Raw genomic sequence first — 14,098 nt, 5'->3', positions numbered from 1 at the left:
TTATATTACATATGTGAGGTTTCTGTGAAAAGTCAAATTTAATTATTTGATAATTATAAATCTATAATTGTACTGATAGGGGGAAAGATTTAAAAATGTTCTGAATTAAGATACTGTAAACTAAAATTTTATAAATACAGATTGAGAACGTAAAAAGTAAAATTCATAGTAGAATTCTATATTTTATGGATAGATAAAATCTTTTTATTGGGATATTTTTTTAAGGAAATATTTTTTTAGGAGAGAATGATTTAATGCTGAAACCTTTTGGAGATACTATTTTAAATGTTGATGAACAAATAAAGATTGGTCGTCTTACTATTGTTATAATCTCTATTTGATAGTCGACAAATTAAATTATCTCATTTTTAAGTAAACCAATTATGTAAGATTTAAGCAACACTAGTTGTAACCTTTGCTTATTCGGTGTTTAAAAATGAATATCTCTCCAAAACTATGAAGTCTGACCTGTTTTTTATGAATAAAGAATTGAATTATCAGGTTAATATTTATTATGAAATTATACAGTTTTTCTACTTTTTATTTTATATTTTTACAATAAGGTATCAAGTTGGAAGATCCCCTTGCCAGCTTTGTACAGAAGTATTATTCAACCGGATTAGAGATAATGCTTCGGGACTAATTTAAATCTTTTTTAGCTATTAATTCGTTAAGACCTAGGGGATAATATAGTTTAATATGCAACAGAATAAAACTATCATTTTATGTGGCGGATCTATTGATTTTTTAAATCTTCCCATCAATACAAATCAATCACATGCAATGATACCTGTTAATGGCAAACCTGTCATTGGCTGGATTCTTGATGATCTTCTATCTGAAGGGATAAATGAAGTAATTATAACAAGAAAAGCAACGGATTTTCAACTTTGTGATTTTTTAATAAACTCTTATAGAAAGAGAATGAAAATTACACAAGTACCGCTTCTTTTCAATGGAAATATATTAGATTCCCTTCGTGCAGGATTGGATTTGGCAGCTACAGACGGAGAGGTGAAAGTAATTCTTGGCGATACATTGATTTATGATTCTTATAAAGAAAAAGGAGATTATGTATATGTTCACGAGGTTAAAGAGTCTCATCGTTGGTGTCTTGCAAGTATAGATAAAGAAGGAAAAATAATTGACTATATAGATAAAAAGGAAGATGTGCCTGCACCTAATTTTGCATTGTGCGGATATTATAACTTTCAGAGTGGTCAATATTTGAGAAAGGTACTGGTTAAAGCGCTTTCCGATGGAAAAAAACAATTGAGCGATGTACTGAAATTGTATGGCGAAAAGCATAGTCTTCAGGCTGTCAAAGCTCAGCATTGGTATGACTTTGGGAATATTGATAATTTGGTTTCCTCAAGACAAAGGCTTCTGCAGGGGCGCTTTTTTAATTCACTAACCATTGACGGGGTGTTGAATACTATTACCAAAAACAGTACTTACAACGAAAAGCTTAGAGATGAACTGAATTGGTATTTTCAGATTCCTGACGAGTTAAAGGTACTTACTCCCCGTATTATCAATCACAGTCATACTGATGAAACGATTAAGATTGTCCAGGAATACTATGGATATTCAACTTTGTCAGAGTTGTTTCTGTATGCGGATATTCATATAGAAACGTGGAGATCTATTCTTAATAAATTGTTCAGCATACATGGTAAATTCAGAGAGTACAAAGGTGAGCTGAATAGATCTGATGTAAGTAAAATTTACAAAGGCAAAACCTTAGAAAGACTGGATACCCAGAAGACTCTTAATGGTTACTGGAATAATCTTCTGTCAAAGGAATCCATTGTTTGGAACGGAAAGAAATTGATAAATGCATTTGAATTGATCGCAACATTATCAGATGCAATTGAAGAACTGATTGATCACGCGAATATTACTGTAATTCACGGTGATTATTGTTTTTCTAACATTCTTTTTGATATCAATACACAGATTACACGATTGATTGATCCAAGAGGAAGCTTTGGAAAAAAAGGGATTTACGGAGATTCAAGATATGATATAGCGAAGTTGAGACACAGTATTTGTGGCTTATATGATTACATCGTTTCTGATTTGTTCACAGTACAGGAAGTTAGTGAAGGTGTTTTTGAAACTGCAATCCTGGCTTCTGAAACATCTTTGAGACTAGAATATATTTTTGATAAATTAATAGTAGAAAACGGATATAAGTTAGAAGATATAAAACTCATAGAAGGGCTTCTGTTTATCTCCATGCTTCCTCTTCATAAAGACAAGCCCGAACGTCAGAAACTGATGTATTTAAGAGGCCTTGCTTTGCTGAATGAAGTAGCCACCTTAAAAAAAGAAACAAAAATATCTGCTTTATGAGAATAGTGATAGATCTTGACGGAACTATTTGTCCCATCAAGGAAAAGGGAGAATCTTATGCTGATCTTAAGCCATTTGATGGGGCTAAAGAGAGAATTAAAGAGTTAAAAGATGCCGGCCATTATATTATTATCAATACCGCAAGAAATATGGCAACCTGCGAAAGCAATGTAGGTAAGGTAATGAAAAACGTGGGGAAAATAACTCTTGATTGGTTAGAGGAGCATGGAATCGTTTATGATGAGATATTTTTTGGAAAGCCTAATGGACATGTATACATTGACGATAGAGCTTTAAGATTTTCGGGCTGGGATACTGTAACACAGCCTTTAATCAACGAAATTGCTAAGGAAAGATGAAAGTAATTTTACCAATGGCAGGTCGTGGTTCCCGCTTCAATGGTAGCGGGTATAACGTACCAAAGCCTTTTATCCCTGTTGAAGGTAAGCCTATGTTTGCCTGGGCTATGCAAAGCATTGAAGGAATCGATTGTTCTGAATTGATTGTTATTGCTTTGAGAGAACATGAAGAAAGTTATAAACTTACAGCGTTAATCTCTGAATTTGCTCCTGCTAAAACAAGATTAGTTCTCATAAGTGATGTAACAGAAGGACAATTATGCACAGTACTTGCGGCAAGAGACTTTATCAATAATGATGAAGATATTCTTATCATCAGTTCCGATACAATTGTTATATCAGAAATAGGTAAAGAAATCCTAAACAAGAAAGAGGGATGTAAGGGGATTATTTCTGTTGCAGATATGCCTGGTGACAGATGGAGTTTTGCCAGACTAAACAAAGAAGGATTTGTTGATTTGGTTGCAGAAAAAGAAAGGATCTCTGACCATGCAAGTACAGGAATCTACTACTTTTCCAGTGGGAAGGAATTTGTAAATATGGCTGAAGAGATAGTTAGCAATAAAGAAAAAACAAAAGGAGAGTATTATGTAATACCCCTTTATCAAAAGCTGATCAACAATGGCTATAGAGTAATGATTTCTGAAGCTTCAGAAATGTGGGACTTGGGAACACCAGAATCATTAAATACTTTCTTAAAAACTAAAGGCGGCAGGGAAGGCGGAGGTTAGTCCTTTAGAAACCTTGTTATTGCTGGATTTACAACATCAGGCTTTTCATAATTGGATATATGTCCGGCCTGATCTACTTCCTGAATATTTATTGATGGAAGTATTTTTTTATATTTTTCGCTTGCTGCAATTGGAACTACTGGGTCTTGCTTTCCCCATATCAATAACACTTTTTTATTTCTTTTCGCAAGTCTTTCAATAGCGGGAGTAAGATCTTCAGCTAAGATATTTGACCAGGCTGATCTCGTGTCTGCTTTTACTCCCTTATACTCTGAAAGGTATTTTAAATGTGCTTCGTATTCAACCAGCTTCTTGCCATCAAAAAATTCAGACATTTGCTTTTTTACACATCTCGGATACCAGTATACACTAACAAGGAAATTTCCTAATACAGGATTGTCGATGTACCATCTTTTTTTACCTGGGTTTACGGCAATTGGAGATATCAGTACAAGCTTGTCGGTTTTCCCTGGATATTTGTCTGCAAAGCCTGTTGCTATACTTCCTCCCATAGAAACACCAATGACTTCAAAAGGTCCTGTTAGCTTCAATGAATCTGTAAGCTCGTTAATCTGAGATACAAATAAATCAAGCGTTTGGGCTTCATTTACCCTATCAGAGTATCCCCTTCCATACATATCAAATTTTAGTACTCTGAAGCCGGAATCGATCAGAGCCTTATAATTTTTCTCCCACACATAATCACCTATAACACTTCCGCCATGAAGGAGGATTATTGTTTTAGCTGTATCCGGGCCTTCCAGGTTGTATCTGGTTATACCCTTTGATAATCTAATGAACTTACCTGCAACTCCTTTTCTTGCAGATGCATCCATTATTTTTGTTTCCTGACTAAGGGCATAATAACTATAGACACCTGCTAAAGCAATAATGGCTGTAAGAAAACTGATTATCAGAAATAATTTTATTTTTTTCATTTAAGAAAAAGGAGAAGTAAGATATTAATGGTGAAGTTTTTTGATCACCTTAGCTGGAACCCCTGCCACTACAGTATATGGAGGTACATCTTTAGTTACAACAGATCCGGCTGCTATAACAGCGCCTTCACCAACTGTAACACCTTTTAATATCATAGATTTTGTGGCAATCCACACATTGTCGCCAATGGAAACGGAAGAAGTTTTGCCGTCAGAAAAATGATCATTGGCGCTGTGAAAATCACTGTCGAGAATAAGTACATAAGGGGCAATACGAACATTGTTCCCGATTGTAACTTCGCTTTTTACAGTTATATGAACTCCATTGATCCTGGAATTGGAGCCTACAATAAATTTAGCTCCTTTATGCACATATATTTGAGTAGGGTTAAAGTTAGACCAGATTCTAACCTTATCCCCCAAAGAAATAAAACCTTTGTTTTTGATGATAGGCTTACCATTAGTGGAGACCATGGCACCGATCTTATTGCAATTTCTTAAATAAAACTTCGCAGACACTAGTCTCCAGCCAGCACCTATAATTTCCTGTGTAATCTCAAGAAGAGAATTGTCTTTGTTCTTTTCTTTTAATTGTGAAAATTGGGCTCTAAGTGTACTTGCAGTTGTCGTCATATGCTGTTGTTGGTTGAAGAAAATTTAGGCAATTGATTCCGTTAATTCAAAGCTTTCTGTTTCACTTACATTCAAGTGGGTCAGATTCCAAGCCAAAGCTCTGTAAAAAGCTTTCAGATGGTCAAATTCACCCTTTGATATAAACTTTACAGTATTTTTAGGGACCGATATGCAAAAGAAAAATAAAAGGCTGATGAGAAGTTTTATTCCGAATACATTTCTTCTCATAAACACCACTCGGTTTCTGTTCATGTAGTAGGTTTTGAGTATGCTATTTTTGCCTACAGACATTGATTCCTTATGATAGATCTTGGTTACTCCTGAATAATAGATTTTGAACCCGGCTCTTTTAGCACTTTCACACCAGTCATGTTCTTCATAATATAGAAAAAACAGTTCCGGCATGAGGCCAATGGTTTTTATGAGCCTTCTGGAAACCAGTAAGGCAGCACCATGTCCAAGAAATGTTTCTCTTACGTCGTTGTATTGTCCGTTATCAGTTTCCATACTGCCGATTTTTCTTCCTCTTCCTGTAAAAGGATTGATAGAATAAGAACCTGCATATTGGATGATGTTGGTCCCGAAATAGACAATTTTGGGAGTTACCATTCCGATGCTACTGTTTTTCTCCATCAATGAAACAAGAGGTTCCAGAAAATCCGGTTCGACCTCCGTGTCATTATTCAGAAAAAGAAAATATTTCCCTTTGGCTGCTTTAATACCTAAATTATTGCCACCTGAAAATCCAAGATTTTGTTGACTCCTGATTAGTCGAACTTCCGGATATGCAGCTATAGAAGACAGATCTTCAGAAGATGCATTATCCACCACAATAATTTCAATATTGCGGTAATGGACCTTTTTTAGAGATTCGATTAATTCACAAGTAACTTTAGCCTGATTATAATTAATTGAAATGATTGATACTAAAGGCTGGTCAGACATTTTCTTTCTGGATTAAAGCCGGAATCGTTTTCAAAATAATTTTTATATCGTTTACGAAAGAGTAGGTGAGGGCGTAGTCGATATCAAGCTGAATACGTTCAGCCTCGGACATCTCGCCTGTTCCTCTTTTCGTAACCTGCCATAAACCTGTAATTCCGGCAGGAGCCAGAAAGCGGGTTGTAAACTGATCTGTAGTAATTTTTTCAGCTTCGTATAAAGGAAGAGGACGATTACCTACAATGGACATGTCTCCTTTAAGCACATTGAATAACTGTGGTAGCTCATCTATGCTGGTATTTCTGATAAACTTTCCAACACGAGTTACTCTTGGATCATTATTTATTTTGATGAATGTACTTCCGTTTTTAAGGATTTTATTTTTAAAATGTACCTTTTCACAAATAGCATTTCCATCAAGATAAACAATGGACTGGCAGGATATACGTTGCTCTTTGCATGAATCGCAAAGCTCATTTTCAGCAATTGGTGAAGTTGATCCCTCTTTTTTATTGTATTGATTCAGGTGAGCTATATCTTTCAACTTACTATCCGCTCCAGTACCCATGGACCGGAATTTATAAAAGTTGAAGATCTTATACCCGGTTCCTACTCTTTTGGAACTATAGAATATTGGTCCTCTGGATTCAATAACTATAAGTAAACCCAAAATGCAGAAAAATGGGAAAAGGAAAATCAATATGGAAAGAGAAATGACAATGTCAAATATGCGCTTAGCAAGCGGTATCTTATAGGCAGCAGGAATATTAGGTTGCTGCTGCTCTATAGATTCGCTAATCTCTACAGGGTTTGTGATAAGATAACGAACTCTTTTTACAAAATTCTCTTTGTCGAAGTTTGTAGAAAAAAGTTCGTTAACACCTTGTTGATGAATTTGCTTCTTTGTCTTAATGTCAATGTTATCAGCAATAAGAATAAAAGGAATATTCCTTGAAGCCTTATGCCCTCTCAGTCTTTGAAACAAATTCGTCCCTTTAGGGCTCTCAAAAGGGCCTTCTGTGACGATTGCTTCAAAACCTTCATTCTCCTCTGATATTGCATACAGAAGGCTAATACTATTGTCAAACCAACGAATATTGAATTCGTCCTGTAGTTTATCTGTTAAGCTTTGAATGAGGTCTGAGTTCGTTCCAACAAATGCGATTTTGGATTTCATTCAGTTTAGATTACGCCAAAGCCCTTTCAGATATCCTTAAAGTATTTGAAATTCTTAATTCAAGTTCTTCAGGATTAAATGGCTTTACAACATAGTCGTGAGCTCCTAATCCCAGAAATTTAACTTTTTCGGCGCTATTGTCCATTGCTGATAGTACAATTACAGGAATATGTCTGTAAAATCCGCTGGCTTGAAGTTGTTCCATAAACTCCTGACCACCCATTTCAGGCATATTGATATCAGTAATAATAATATCAGGAATGTTTCCCTGTTGCATCCAATCCAATGCTTCCTTTCCATTATTCTTTTTAATCACCTCATATTTTTCATTAAAGAAATAATAGATGATTGTTAAAATGGATTTCGCATCGTCAACTGCTAGTATAGTTTTTTTCATAAAAATAGATTTTAAAAATTCCCTTTAATTTTTTTACATTTTTATTTGAAACTTTGCAAAAATTCAGATCGTATAGTGTCTTTCCCTCTACAGATCATATTATAAATTTAACTAAAAAACCGTAAGCATTTAACTCCTGAAAAGTATATTTTCCTAATTTTCTATTAAATAGAATTTTCTCCGGATAAATGTAGTGAAAATGCTGGTAAATAAAGTAAAATTATCTATTTCCTTATAAGTGTTTTTCCTTATGTTATTTATGTTAAAATTTGTATTTTTTTTATTTTTATTAATGGTTGTCCTTGAAATATAGGGTGTTGTAACTTTTAAATTTGTGCCATAATGACGGCCTAGAAAGTGAAACTTTTTCTTTAAAAAGGATAATTTTTTTATAAATTATAATATCAATTTTGTAAGAAATTTTAATTGATGAAAACTTATAATTCTTTGTTTTTTTATACTCCATAATTTCTTCTAAAAAACATGAGGGAATCCTTATGGATTTTATTTTTCCAATCCAGGATATTCCAGGTTCATTCCTTCTAATGTTTCTTTTATTTTCTTCGCAACCAGATACTCCTTATACCAATTTTGATCAGAAGGTATAATATTCCATTCTGGAGCTTTACAATGCTTGAAAACTTCCTCATATGCTTCTAGATAATGGTCAAATTTTTTGGCAGTTTCCCAATCTCCATCATTATGCTTCCAAAACTTCTTAGGATTGGTTTTTCTTTCCTTCAGCCGTTTTTTCTGTTCTTTCTTTGAAACGTGCAGGTAAAATTTCAATATTACTGTACCATTATCCCGAAGGAGTTTCTCAAAATTATTGATATGCTCAAATCTGTTTTTAAGCTCATCTTTGTCAATCCATCCTTCTACAATGGGAACCAGTACATCTTCATAATGGGATCTGTTGAAAATATATATTTGTCCTTTGGGAGGTACCGCATTGTGCACTCTCCATAAAAAGTCATAGGATAATTCTTCTTTTGTTGGTGCTTTAAATGATTTCACATCACAACCAAGTGGATTGACTCCATGAAAAACGGTACTGACAAGTCCATCTTTCCCGGACGCGTCAAGTCCTTGAAGGATTACTAAAAGGCTATATTTTGATTGGGCATATAATATTTTTTGAAAATCAGAAATCGCCTCTGATAGTTCAGGAATGAGCTTTTTAATTTTTTCTTTTTCAAATTTTTCCGGTGCTTTGGTTGATAAAGAGAGTAATTTCTTCATTTTCTGGTTTCATTATTATAAGGATTGTAATACTAAATAAATTATTTATGGTTTACAGAAGAAAGAAATATTTTTAATAAAATTTTAAGAAAAGGTGATGGATATAATAAGGGATGAATATTTTGAGCTATGGTTGGAAGATGGGGTGGTAAAGTATCGATATCATAAAGGAATGATAATCGACATGGAAATGGCTGAAAAGCTTGTGCAATACAGACTAAAATTGATAGAGGGAAAAACATATCCCGGGTTTGTAGATGCGAGGGAAACAGTCTATGTCTATAATGGGGCTAAAAAATACCTTGCCAGTGATATTGGATTTCTCGGAGCTTCAGCTGTAGCTATATTAATAAAAAGTCACGTTCAGAAAATACTTGGAAATACATTTATCCTTCTTAAGCCAGCTAAGGTTCCTGTAAAGCTTTTCACAGAAGAGAATAAAGCCTTACAGTGGCTTGAAGATTATAAATAGATTTACTTTTCTGCAATGGATTTTCCTGCCACAAATCCAGTTGACCATGCCGCTTGGAAGTTATAGCCTCCGGTAATTCCGTCTATATCTAATACTTCTCCTGCAAAAAAAAGTCCTGGGCATGATTTGCTTTCCATGGTATGAATATCGATACTGTCCAGACTCACACCGCCACAAGTAACAAACTCTTCTTTAAATGTCGTTTTTCCTTTTACTCCGAATTCACTTCGTAACAGGTTCTCCAAAAGTTTATTCATGTTTTTCTTAGGCATATCTACCCATTTCAGCCCCGTTGAGATATCTGATAATTCACATATTCTTTCCCATAACCTTCTGGGAAGGTTAAAAAATGGATGCCCTATAACTGTTTTTTTAGGATGGAGTAATTTTATTTCAGATAAAGTAGATCTTAAGCTTTCTTCATTGCCGGAAATCCAGTTTACATGAGCTATAAAACGATACTGTTCCTGAGCAAGCTCTCGTGCTCCCCAGGCCGAAAGTCTTAATACAGCTGGCCCGCTGAGCCCCCAGTGGGTGATGAGAACTGGTCCTGTTTCCTCTAGTTTAGAACCTGTGACCCTTACTTTTGCCAATGGGACACTTATCCCTTGTAAATCTCTGAAAGGTGAATCAGGGACATTAAAAGTGAATAAAGACGGGACCGGCTCTTTTATTTCATGTCCTAAGTCTTTTAACCACTGATAAGATTCTTGATTTGGATTACCTCCAGTTGCAATGAGTATTTCATCGCAATATAGTGACTCGCCTCCGAATAGCTGTATGGAAAAGCCACCGGTTTCATTTTTTCTGATACTCTTCGTACCAAAGCCTTCCATTAATTTTACTCCCATAACACGGGCTTCGCGGATGAGACAATCTATGATGGTTTGTGAATTATCCGACTGGGGAAATATTCTTCCGTCTTCTTCCTGCTTTAATTCTGCTCCTCTGGATTCAAACCACCCAATAGTATCTTTTACCGAAAACTGTTGAAAGGTATACTTAAGAACTTTGCCTCCTCTGGGATAACCTTTCAGAAGTAAATTTATGTCAAAGCATCCGTTCGTAACATTACATCTTCCTCCTCCGGATACTTTTACTTTTGATAAAAACTTATTGCTCTTTTCAAGCAAAGTAATTTCAGCTTCGGGATTAAACCTTGCACAGGATATAGCCCCGAAAAAGCCTGCGGCTCCACCTCCGATAACAACTACTTTTTTAGGCTTCATAACTGCATAGGTAAGTATTAATTATCTTCTTCTTCTCGATGAGGATGATACCCCCAGCACTCCTAATAATCCTCTTGTAAGCTCTCTGAATATAGTTCTCCCAATGTCGCGGGTTATTCTGCTATCCATGACTTCTTCAAGTGTGCTTTTTTCTTTTCTTCTGCTTTTCTCTTTGGTGACTTCTGCCGGTTCTTCTTCCTGATCAGTTTCTTTATCCTTTGAATGGATTTTTTCTGTGAGCATTTCGTAAGCACTCTTTCTGTCAATCACAGAATTATATTTCTCAACCAGTGGTGAATTTTTTATAAGCTCATCTGTTTCGGCTGCTGAGAGAATATTCATACGTGATTGTGGTGACCTTAGCAGCACTGCAGCCAGTGGAGTAGGTGTTCCTTTTTCGCTCAGTACTGTTACCATTGCTTCTCCGATTCCTAGTGAAGTAAGCAATTCTTCTGTTTTGTAAAAGTCAGTAAGCGGATAGTTTTCTGCAGTAAGACGAATCATTTTTCTATCATTGGCAGTGAAGGCTCTTAACGCATGTTGTACCTTCATGCCCAGCTGTCCAAGAATAGCCTGTGGAATGTCAGAAGGGTTCTGTGTACAGAAAAATATTCCAACACCTTTGGATCTTATAAGCTTAATGATTGCCTCTATTTGATCAAGCAGTGCTTTACTGGCTTCATCAAATATTAGATGAGCTTCGTCAATAAAAAGTACAAGCTTGGGTTTTTCAAGATCTCCGGACTCAGGAAAAGTAGCATAGATCTCTGCAAGCAGGCTTAGCATAAATGTGCTGAACAATTTAGGCTTATCCTGTATGTCGGTTAAGCGAATGATGGAAACATAACCTTTGCCATCTTTATCAAGCCTTACAAGGTCTTCAACTTCAAATGATTTTTCACCGAAGAACTTCTCGGCACCTTGCTGTTCAAGCTCGATAATTTTTCTAAGGATTGTTCCCGTTGAGGCAGAGGAGATAGTCCCATATTTTTTCTGAATATTTTCTTTCCCTTCATTGCCTATGTGCTGAAGAACTGACTTAAAATCTTTTAGATCAAGAAGAGGAAGACGTTCATCATCACAATATTTGAAGATAAGGGAAACAATTCCGCTTTGAGTATCATTAAGATCCAGGATTTTGCTGAATAGTACAGGGCCAAATTCTGAAACAGTAGCTCTTAGTCTTACACCCTTTTCACCAGAAAGGCTTAGTAACTCAACTGGAAATTTCTTGGGAGTAAACGGAATAGCTATCTTTTGTTGTCTTTCTTCAATTTTCGGATTAGTCTCTCCGGCAGCTGCAATTCCGCTAAGATCTCCTTTGATATCCATCATGAGCACGGGTACGCCATGCTCTGACAGGCCTTCTGCAATTGTTTGAAGTGTTTTGGTTTTACCTGTACCGGTGGCCCCAGCAATTAAACCATGACGGTTCATGGTTTTTAAGGGTAAAGAAATCATTGTTCCATTTACAACATCTCCATCAAGTAAGGCTGCACCTAACTTAATCTGTTCACCTTTAAAAGTATATCCAGCCAAAAGCTGAGCTTCAAATTGTTTCAGTCTGTCAGACATTTTTTTCCTTTTTCTGTAAAAATAACAATTATTGCCTTGCAATAGTATCTGTTTATAAAATCATTTTAACTAATTGCTGGTTTAGTGAGTTAACAAAGAAAATGCATTGGTATGAAAAGTCAGAAACCCGCGGTAAAATCCTCTAAAAGTGAAACGATTGAGGTAAGGGAAAAGAGGGATATTGATTTAATAATTAAGGAAAATGAAGAGTTGCAGAAAAGCATAAGAGAAAACAGGCTCAAGTTCTGCAAACAGTATGGGTGTTAATAAAAAAGCCTAAGACATACTTGTTGTCGTATTTTCAAATCTACATTATCATGTTTTGAAAAATCATGAACTGGCTTTTAGCTTTTGAAAATTTCCTTCAGTAGGTCTTGGCTTCGAGTGACATGAAATTGTACCTTCTTTTATCTATTGAAACATGCGCAACTGCTGGTTTTTGTCTTTTTTTATTCTACTATTTTATAGTGTCTCCGCTCAGAAAAGTCCGGATAAAATTTATGGTGAATTGTTTGAGGTAGTGCAGATGCAACAGGTATTTGAAGACTCCAAAACATTTGTTGACTGTATTCCAATTTATGATCCGGACACTATTCTCAAAAACTATTATCGTGAAAAAAAATCTCCTGACTTTGACCTTAGTAAATTTGTCTCAATTCATTTTTTGAAGCCTTGTACGCCATCCACAAATTATCTAAGTGATACCGCAATGTCAACCAGACAGCATGTTGAAGATCTTTGGCCATTGCTAACTCGCATACCTGACACAATCCTTAACTCTTCTCTGATACCTCTTCCTTATTCTTATGTGGTGCCTGGTGGTAGGTTCAGGGAAATTTATTATTGGGATAGTTATTTTACCATGCTGGGATTACAAGTTTCCAATGATACCGTTCTTATACAAAATATGGTGTCTAACTTTTCTTTTCTCATAAAGCATTCAGGTTTTGTGCCAAATGGTAATAGATCTTATTATTTAAGCAGATCACAACCACCTTTTTTTTCATTAATGGTTGAATTGCTGGCAAGTCAAAAATGCGATACTATTCTTAATTTTTATCTTTCGGATCTAATAAAAGAATATGAGTTCTGGATGAATGGAAAAGACTCCATTACCTCTCGTAATAGCTCATACAGAAGAGTAGTAAAGCTGAATGGAAAACAAGTATTAAACAGATATTGGGATGATCTCGCAGAGCCAAGACCTGAAGCTTATAGGGAAGATATATTATTGTCTTTAAACACTGATAGGAAAAAGGAAGACCTGTTCAGAAACGTAAGAGCTGCCTGTGAATCAGGCTGGGACTTTAGCAGCAGGTGGCTTGATGAATCTCAAAAGCTTGAGACAATACATACAACAGATATAATTCCCGTTGATCTTAATTGTCTCCTTTTTCATTTGGAACAAACGATATCTGATGTCTATGAAAAAGCAGGGGATAATGATAAAGCAAAATATTATCGCAGTCTGGCAAGCAAAAGAAAAAAGGCCATTAATAAATACTGTTGGAATAAAAAGGAGAAGTTCTTCTTTGATTACGATTTTACCAAGCAAATCAATACTCCTGTAAAATCACTAGCTTCAGGTTCTCCATTATTTTTTGAAGTATGTAGTAAAAAGAAAGCAAGACGAGTGAAGAATGAGTTTTTGAATAACTTTTTAAGCAGGGGAGGTTTGTTTACAACCTTGAATAAAACGGCTCAACAATGGGACTATTCTAATGGTTGGGCTCCATTGCAGTATATGGTAATTAAGGGATTGTCCAATTATGGCTATTCTGCAGAAGCAACTGAAATTGCCGAAAAATGGGTAAAGCTCAATGATGGAGTTTTTAAAATGACAGGAAAAATGCTTGAAAAGTATAATGTAAAAGATCCTGGAGTAAAGGGTGGAGGGGGAGAGTATCCTTTACAGGATGGATTTGGGTGGACTAATGGAGTCTTTCTGAAGTTATATGAAATGCTTCAGAAAAATGAAGACAAGAAACCGCTGAAAGCTTTCTCCATGAATAAGCGGAGAAAACTTTCGGGTTATTAATTTTTAA

At 35.5% G+C, this 14,098-nt stretch carries 14 protein-coding genes; 6 read left to right on the top strand and 8 right to left on the bottom strand.

All coding sequences use genetic code 11. The features are described from left to right. The first annotated feature begins 699 nt into the window (after positions 1-699). The 3 genes from J7604_RS11330 to J7604_RS11320 are packed head-to-tail and all read left to right on the top strand — an operon-like array spanning position 700 to position 3,448. Positions 700-2,358: a sugar phosphate nucleotidyltransferase gene (locus J7604_RS11330; protein WP_293895734.1), complete on the top strand. Its 1,659-nt coding sequence runs from the start codon at positions 700-702 to the stop codon at positions 2,356-2,358. After that, positions 2,355-2,717: an HAD hydrolase family protein gene (locus J7604_RS11325; protein ID WP_028982249.1), complete on the top strand. Its 363-nt coding sequence runs from the start codon at positions 2,355-2,357 to the stop codon at positions 2,715-2,717. The genes J7604_RS11330 and J7604_RS11325 overlap by 4 nt, the downstream gene beginning before the upstream one ends. Continuing rightward, positions 2,714-3,448: a glycosyltransferase family 2 protein gene (locus J7604_RS11320; protein ID WP_293895727.1), complete on the top strand. Its 735-nt coding sequence runs from the start codon at positions 2,714-2,716 to the stop codon at positions 3,446-3,448. The genes J7604_RS11325 and J7604_RS11320 overlap by 4 nt, the downstream gene beginning before the upstream one ends. Here J7604_RS11320 and J7604_RS11315 read toward each other — a convergent pair. The 6 genes from J7604_RS11315 to J7604_RS11290 all read right to left on the bottom strand — a co-directional run bounded on the left by J7604_RS11315 (position 3,445) and on the right by J7604_RS11290 (position 8,777). Continuing rightward, positions 3,445-4,386: an alpha/beta hydrolase gene (locus J7604_RS11315; RefSeq protein WP_293895724.1), complete on the bottom strand. Its 942-nt coding sequence runs from the start codon at positions 4,384-4,386 to the stop codon at positions 3,445-3,447. The two genes, J7604_RS11320 and J7604_RS11315, sit on opposite strands and share 4 nt — an antisense overlap. Before the next feature lie 24 nt (positions 4,387-4,410). Next, positions 4,411-5,019: a DapH/DapD/GlmU-related protein gene (locus J7604_RS11310; RefSeq protein ID WP_293895721.1), complete on the bottom strand. Its 609-nt coding sequence runs from the start codon at positions 5,017-5,019 to the stop codon at positions 4,411-4,413. A 24-nt stretch (positions 5,020-5,043) separates the two neighbouring features. Then, on the bottom strand, positions 5,044-5,964 hold the full coding sequence (locus tag J7604_RS11305) for a glycosyltransferase family 2 protein (protein WP_293895718.1): 921 nt from the start codon (positions 5,962-5,964) through the stop codon (positions 5,044-5,046). Next, complete coding sequence (locus J7604_RS11300; protein WP_293895715.1) at positions 5,957-7,138, bottom strand: sugar transferase; 1,182 nt, start codon at positions 7,136-7,138, stop codon at positions 5,957-5,959. The genes J7604_RS11305 and J7604_RS11300 overlap by 8 nt, the downstream gene beginning before the upstream one ends. A 10-nt stretch (positions 7,139-7,148) precedes the next feature. Beyond that, positions 7,149-7,535: a response regulator gene (locus J7604_RS11295; RefSeq protein ID WP_028982245.1), complete on the bottom strand. Its 387-nt coding sequence runs from the start codon at positions 7,533-7,535 to the stop codon at positions 7,149-7,151. A 504-nt stretch (positions 7,536-8,039) separates the two neighbouring features. Then, entirely contained in the window at positions 8,040-8,777 is a 738-nt protein-coding gene (locus J7604_RS11290; protein ID WP_293895711.1) for a PPK2 family polyphosphate kinase, read from the bottom strand. A gap of 97 nt (positions 8,778-8,874) precedes the next feature. Here J7604_RS11290 and J7604_RS11285 point away from each other — a divergent pair, with 97 nt between their 5' ends. Continuing rightward, the gene (locus J7604_RS11285; RefSeq protein ID WP_293895708.1) at positions 8,875-9,249 is read left to right on the top strand and encodes a hypothetical protein; all 375 of its coding nucleotides are present in this window, start codon (positions 8,875-8,877) and stop codon (positions 9,247-9,249) included. A 2-nt stretch (positions 9,250-9,251) separates the two neighbouring features. On the opposite strand, the gene J7604_RS11280 is transcribed toward J7604_RS11285, so the two are convergent. Both J7604_RS11280 and J7604_RS11275 read right to left on the bottom strand, forming a co-directional pair. Next, complete coding sequence (locus tag J7604_RS11280; RefSeq protein WP_293895705.1) at positions 9,252-10,478, bottom strand: NAD(P)/FAD-dependent oxidoreductase; 1,227 nt, start codon at positions 10,476-10,478, stop codon at positions 9,252-9,254. Positions 10,479-10,499: 21 nt separating this feature from the next. After that, positions 10,500-12,053 carry a helicase HerA-like domain-containing protein gene (locus J7604_RS11275; RefSeq protein ID WP_293895702.1) on the bottom strand — a complete coding sequence of 518 codons (1,554 nt, stop codon included), beginning with the start codon at positions 12,051-12,053 and terminating at the stop codon, positions 10,500-10,502. Between the two features lie 111 nt (positions 12,054-12,164). Between J7604_RS11275 and J7604_RS11270 the strand changes: the two genes are divergently transcribed. Beyond that, on the top strand, positions 12,165-12,320 hold the full coding sequence (locus J7604_RS11270) for a hypothetical protein (protein ID WP_293895699.1): 156 nt from the start codon (positions 12,165-12,167) through the stop codon (positions 12,318-12,320). Positions 12,321-12,492: 172 nt separating this feature from the next. Continuing rightward, positions 12,493-14,091, top strand: coding sequence for an alpha,alpha-trehalase TreF (treF, locus tag J7604_RS11265; RefSeq protein WP_293895696.1), 1,599 nt, complete (start codon positions 12,493-12,495; stop codon positions 14,089-14,091). Positions 14,092-14,098 lie beyond the last annotated feature (7 nt).

This window comes from Sporocytophaga sp. (genome assembly GCF_017745095.1).
In the GTDB taxonomy this organism is placed as follows: Bacteria; Bacteroidota; Bacteroidia; order Cytophagales; family Cytophagaceae; genus Sporocytophaga.
This window is presented reverse-complemented; position numbering and strand designations above follow the sequence as displayed.

Excerpts from the sequence above, each read along its gene's own strand:
- J7604_RS11285 (WP_293895708.1), top strand. The coding sequence starts at position 8,875 with ATGGATATAATAAGGGATGAATATTTTGAGCTATGGTTGGAAGATGGG.
- J7604_RS11310 (WP_293895721.1), bottom strand. The coding sequence starts at position 5,019 with ATGACGACAACTGCAAGTACACTTAGAGCCCAATTTTCACAATTAAAA.
- J7604_RS11320 (WP_293895727.1), top strand. The coding sequence starts at position 2,714 with ATGAAAGTAATTTTACCAATGGCAGGTCGTGGTTCCCGCTTCAATGGT.
- J7604_RS11325 (WP_028982249.1), top strand. The coding sequence starts at position 2,355 with ATGAGAATAGTGATAGATCTTGACGGAACTATTTGTCCCATCAAGGAA.
- J7604_RS11330 (WP_293895734.1), top strand. The coding sequence starts at position 700 with ATGCAACAGAATAAAACTATCATTTTATGTGGCGGATCTATTGATTTT.
- J7604_RS11290 (WP_293895711.1), bottom strand. The coding sequence starts at position 8,777 with ATGAAGAAATTACTCTCTTTATCAACCAAAGCACCGGAAAAATTTGAA.
- J7604_RS11295 (WP_028982245.1), bottom strand. The coding sequence starts at position 7,535 with ATGAAAAAAACTATACTAGCAGTTGACGATGCGAAATCCATTTTAACA.
- J7604_RS11305 (WP_293895718.1), bottom strand. The coding sequence starts at position 5,964 with ATGTCTGACCAGCCTTTAGTATCAATCATTTCAATTAATTATAATCAG.
- J7604_RS11270 (WP_293895699.1), top strand. The coding sequence starts at position 12,165 with ATGAAAAGTCAGAAACCCGCGGTAAAATCCTCTAAAAGTGAAACGATT.
- J7604_RS11280 (WP_293895705.1), bottom strand. The coding sequence starts at position 10,478 with ATGAAGCCTAAAAAAGTAGTTGTTATCGGAGGTGGAGCCGCAGGCTTT.
- J7604_RS11275 (WP_293895702.1), bottom strand. The coding sequence starts at position 12,053 with ATGTCTGACAGACTGAAACAATTTGAAGCTCAGCTTTTGGCTGGATAT.
- J7604_RS11300 (WP_293895715.1), bottom strand. The coding sequence starts at position 7,138 with ATGAAATCCAAAATCGCATTTGTTGGAACGAACTCAGACCTCATTCAA.
- J7604_RS11315 (WP_293895724.1), bottom strand. The coding sequence starts at position 4,386 with ATGAAAAAAATAAAATTATTTCTGATAATCAGTTTTCTTACAGCCATT.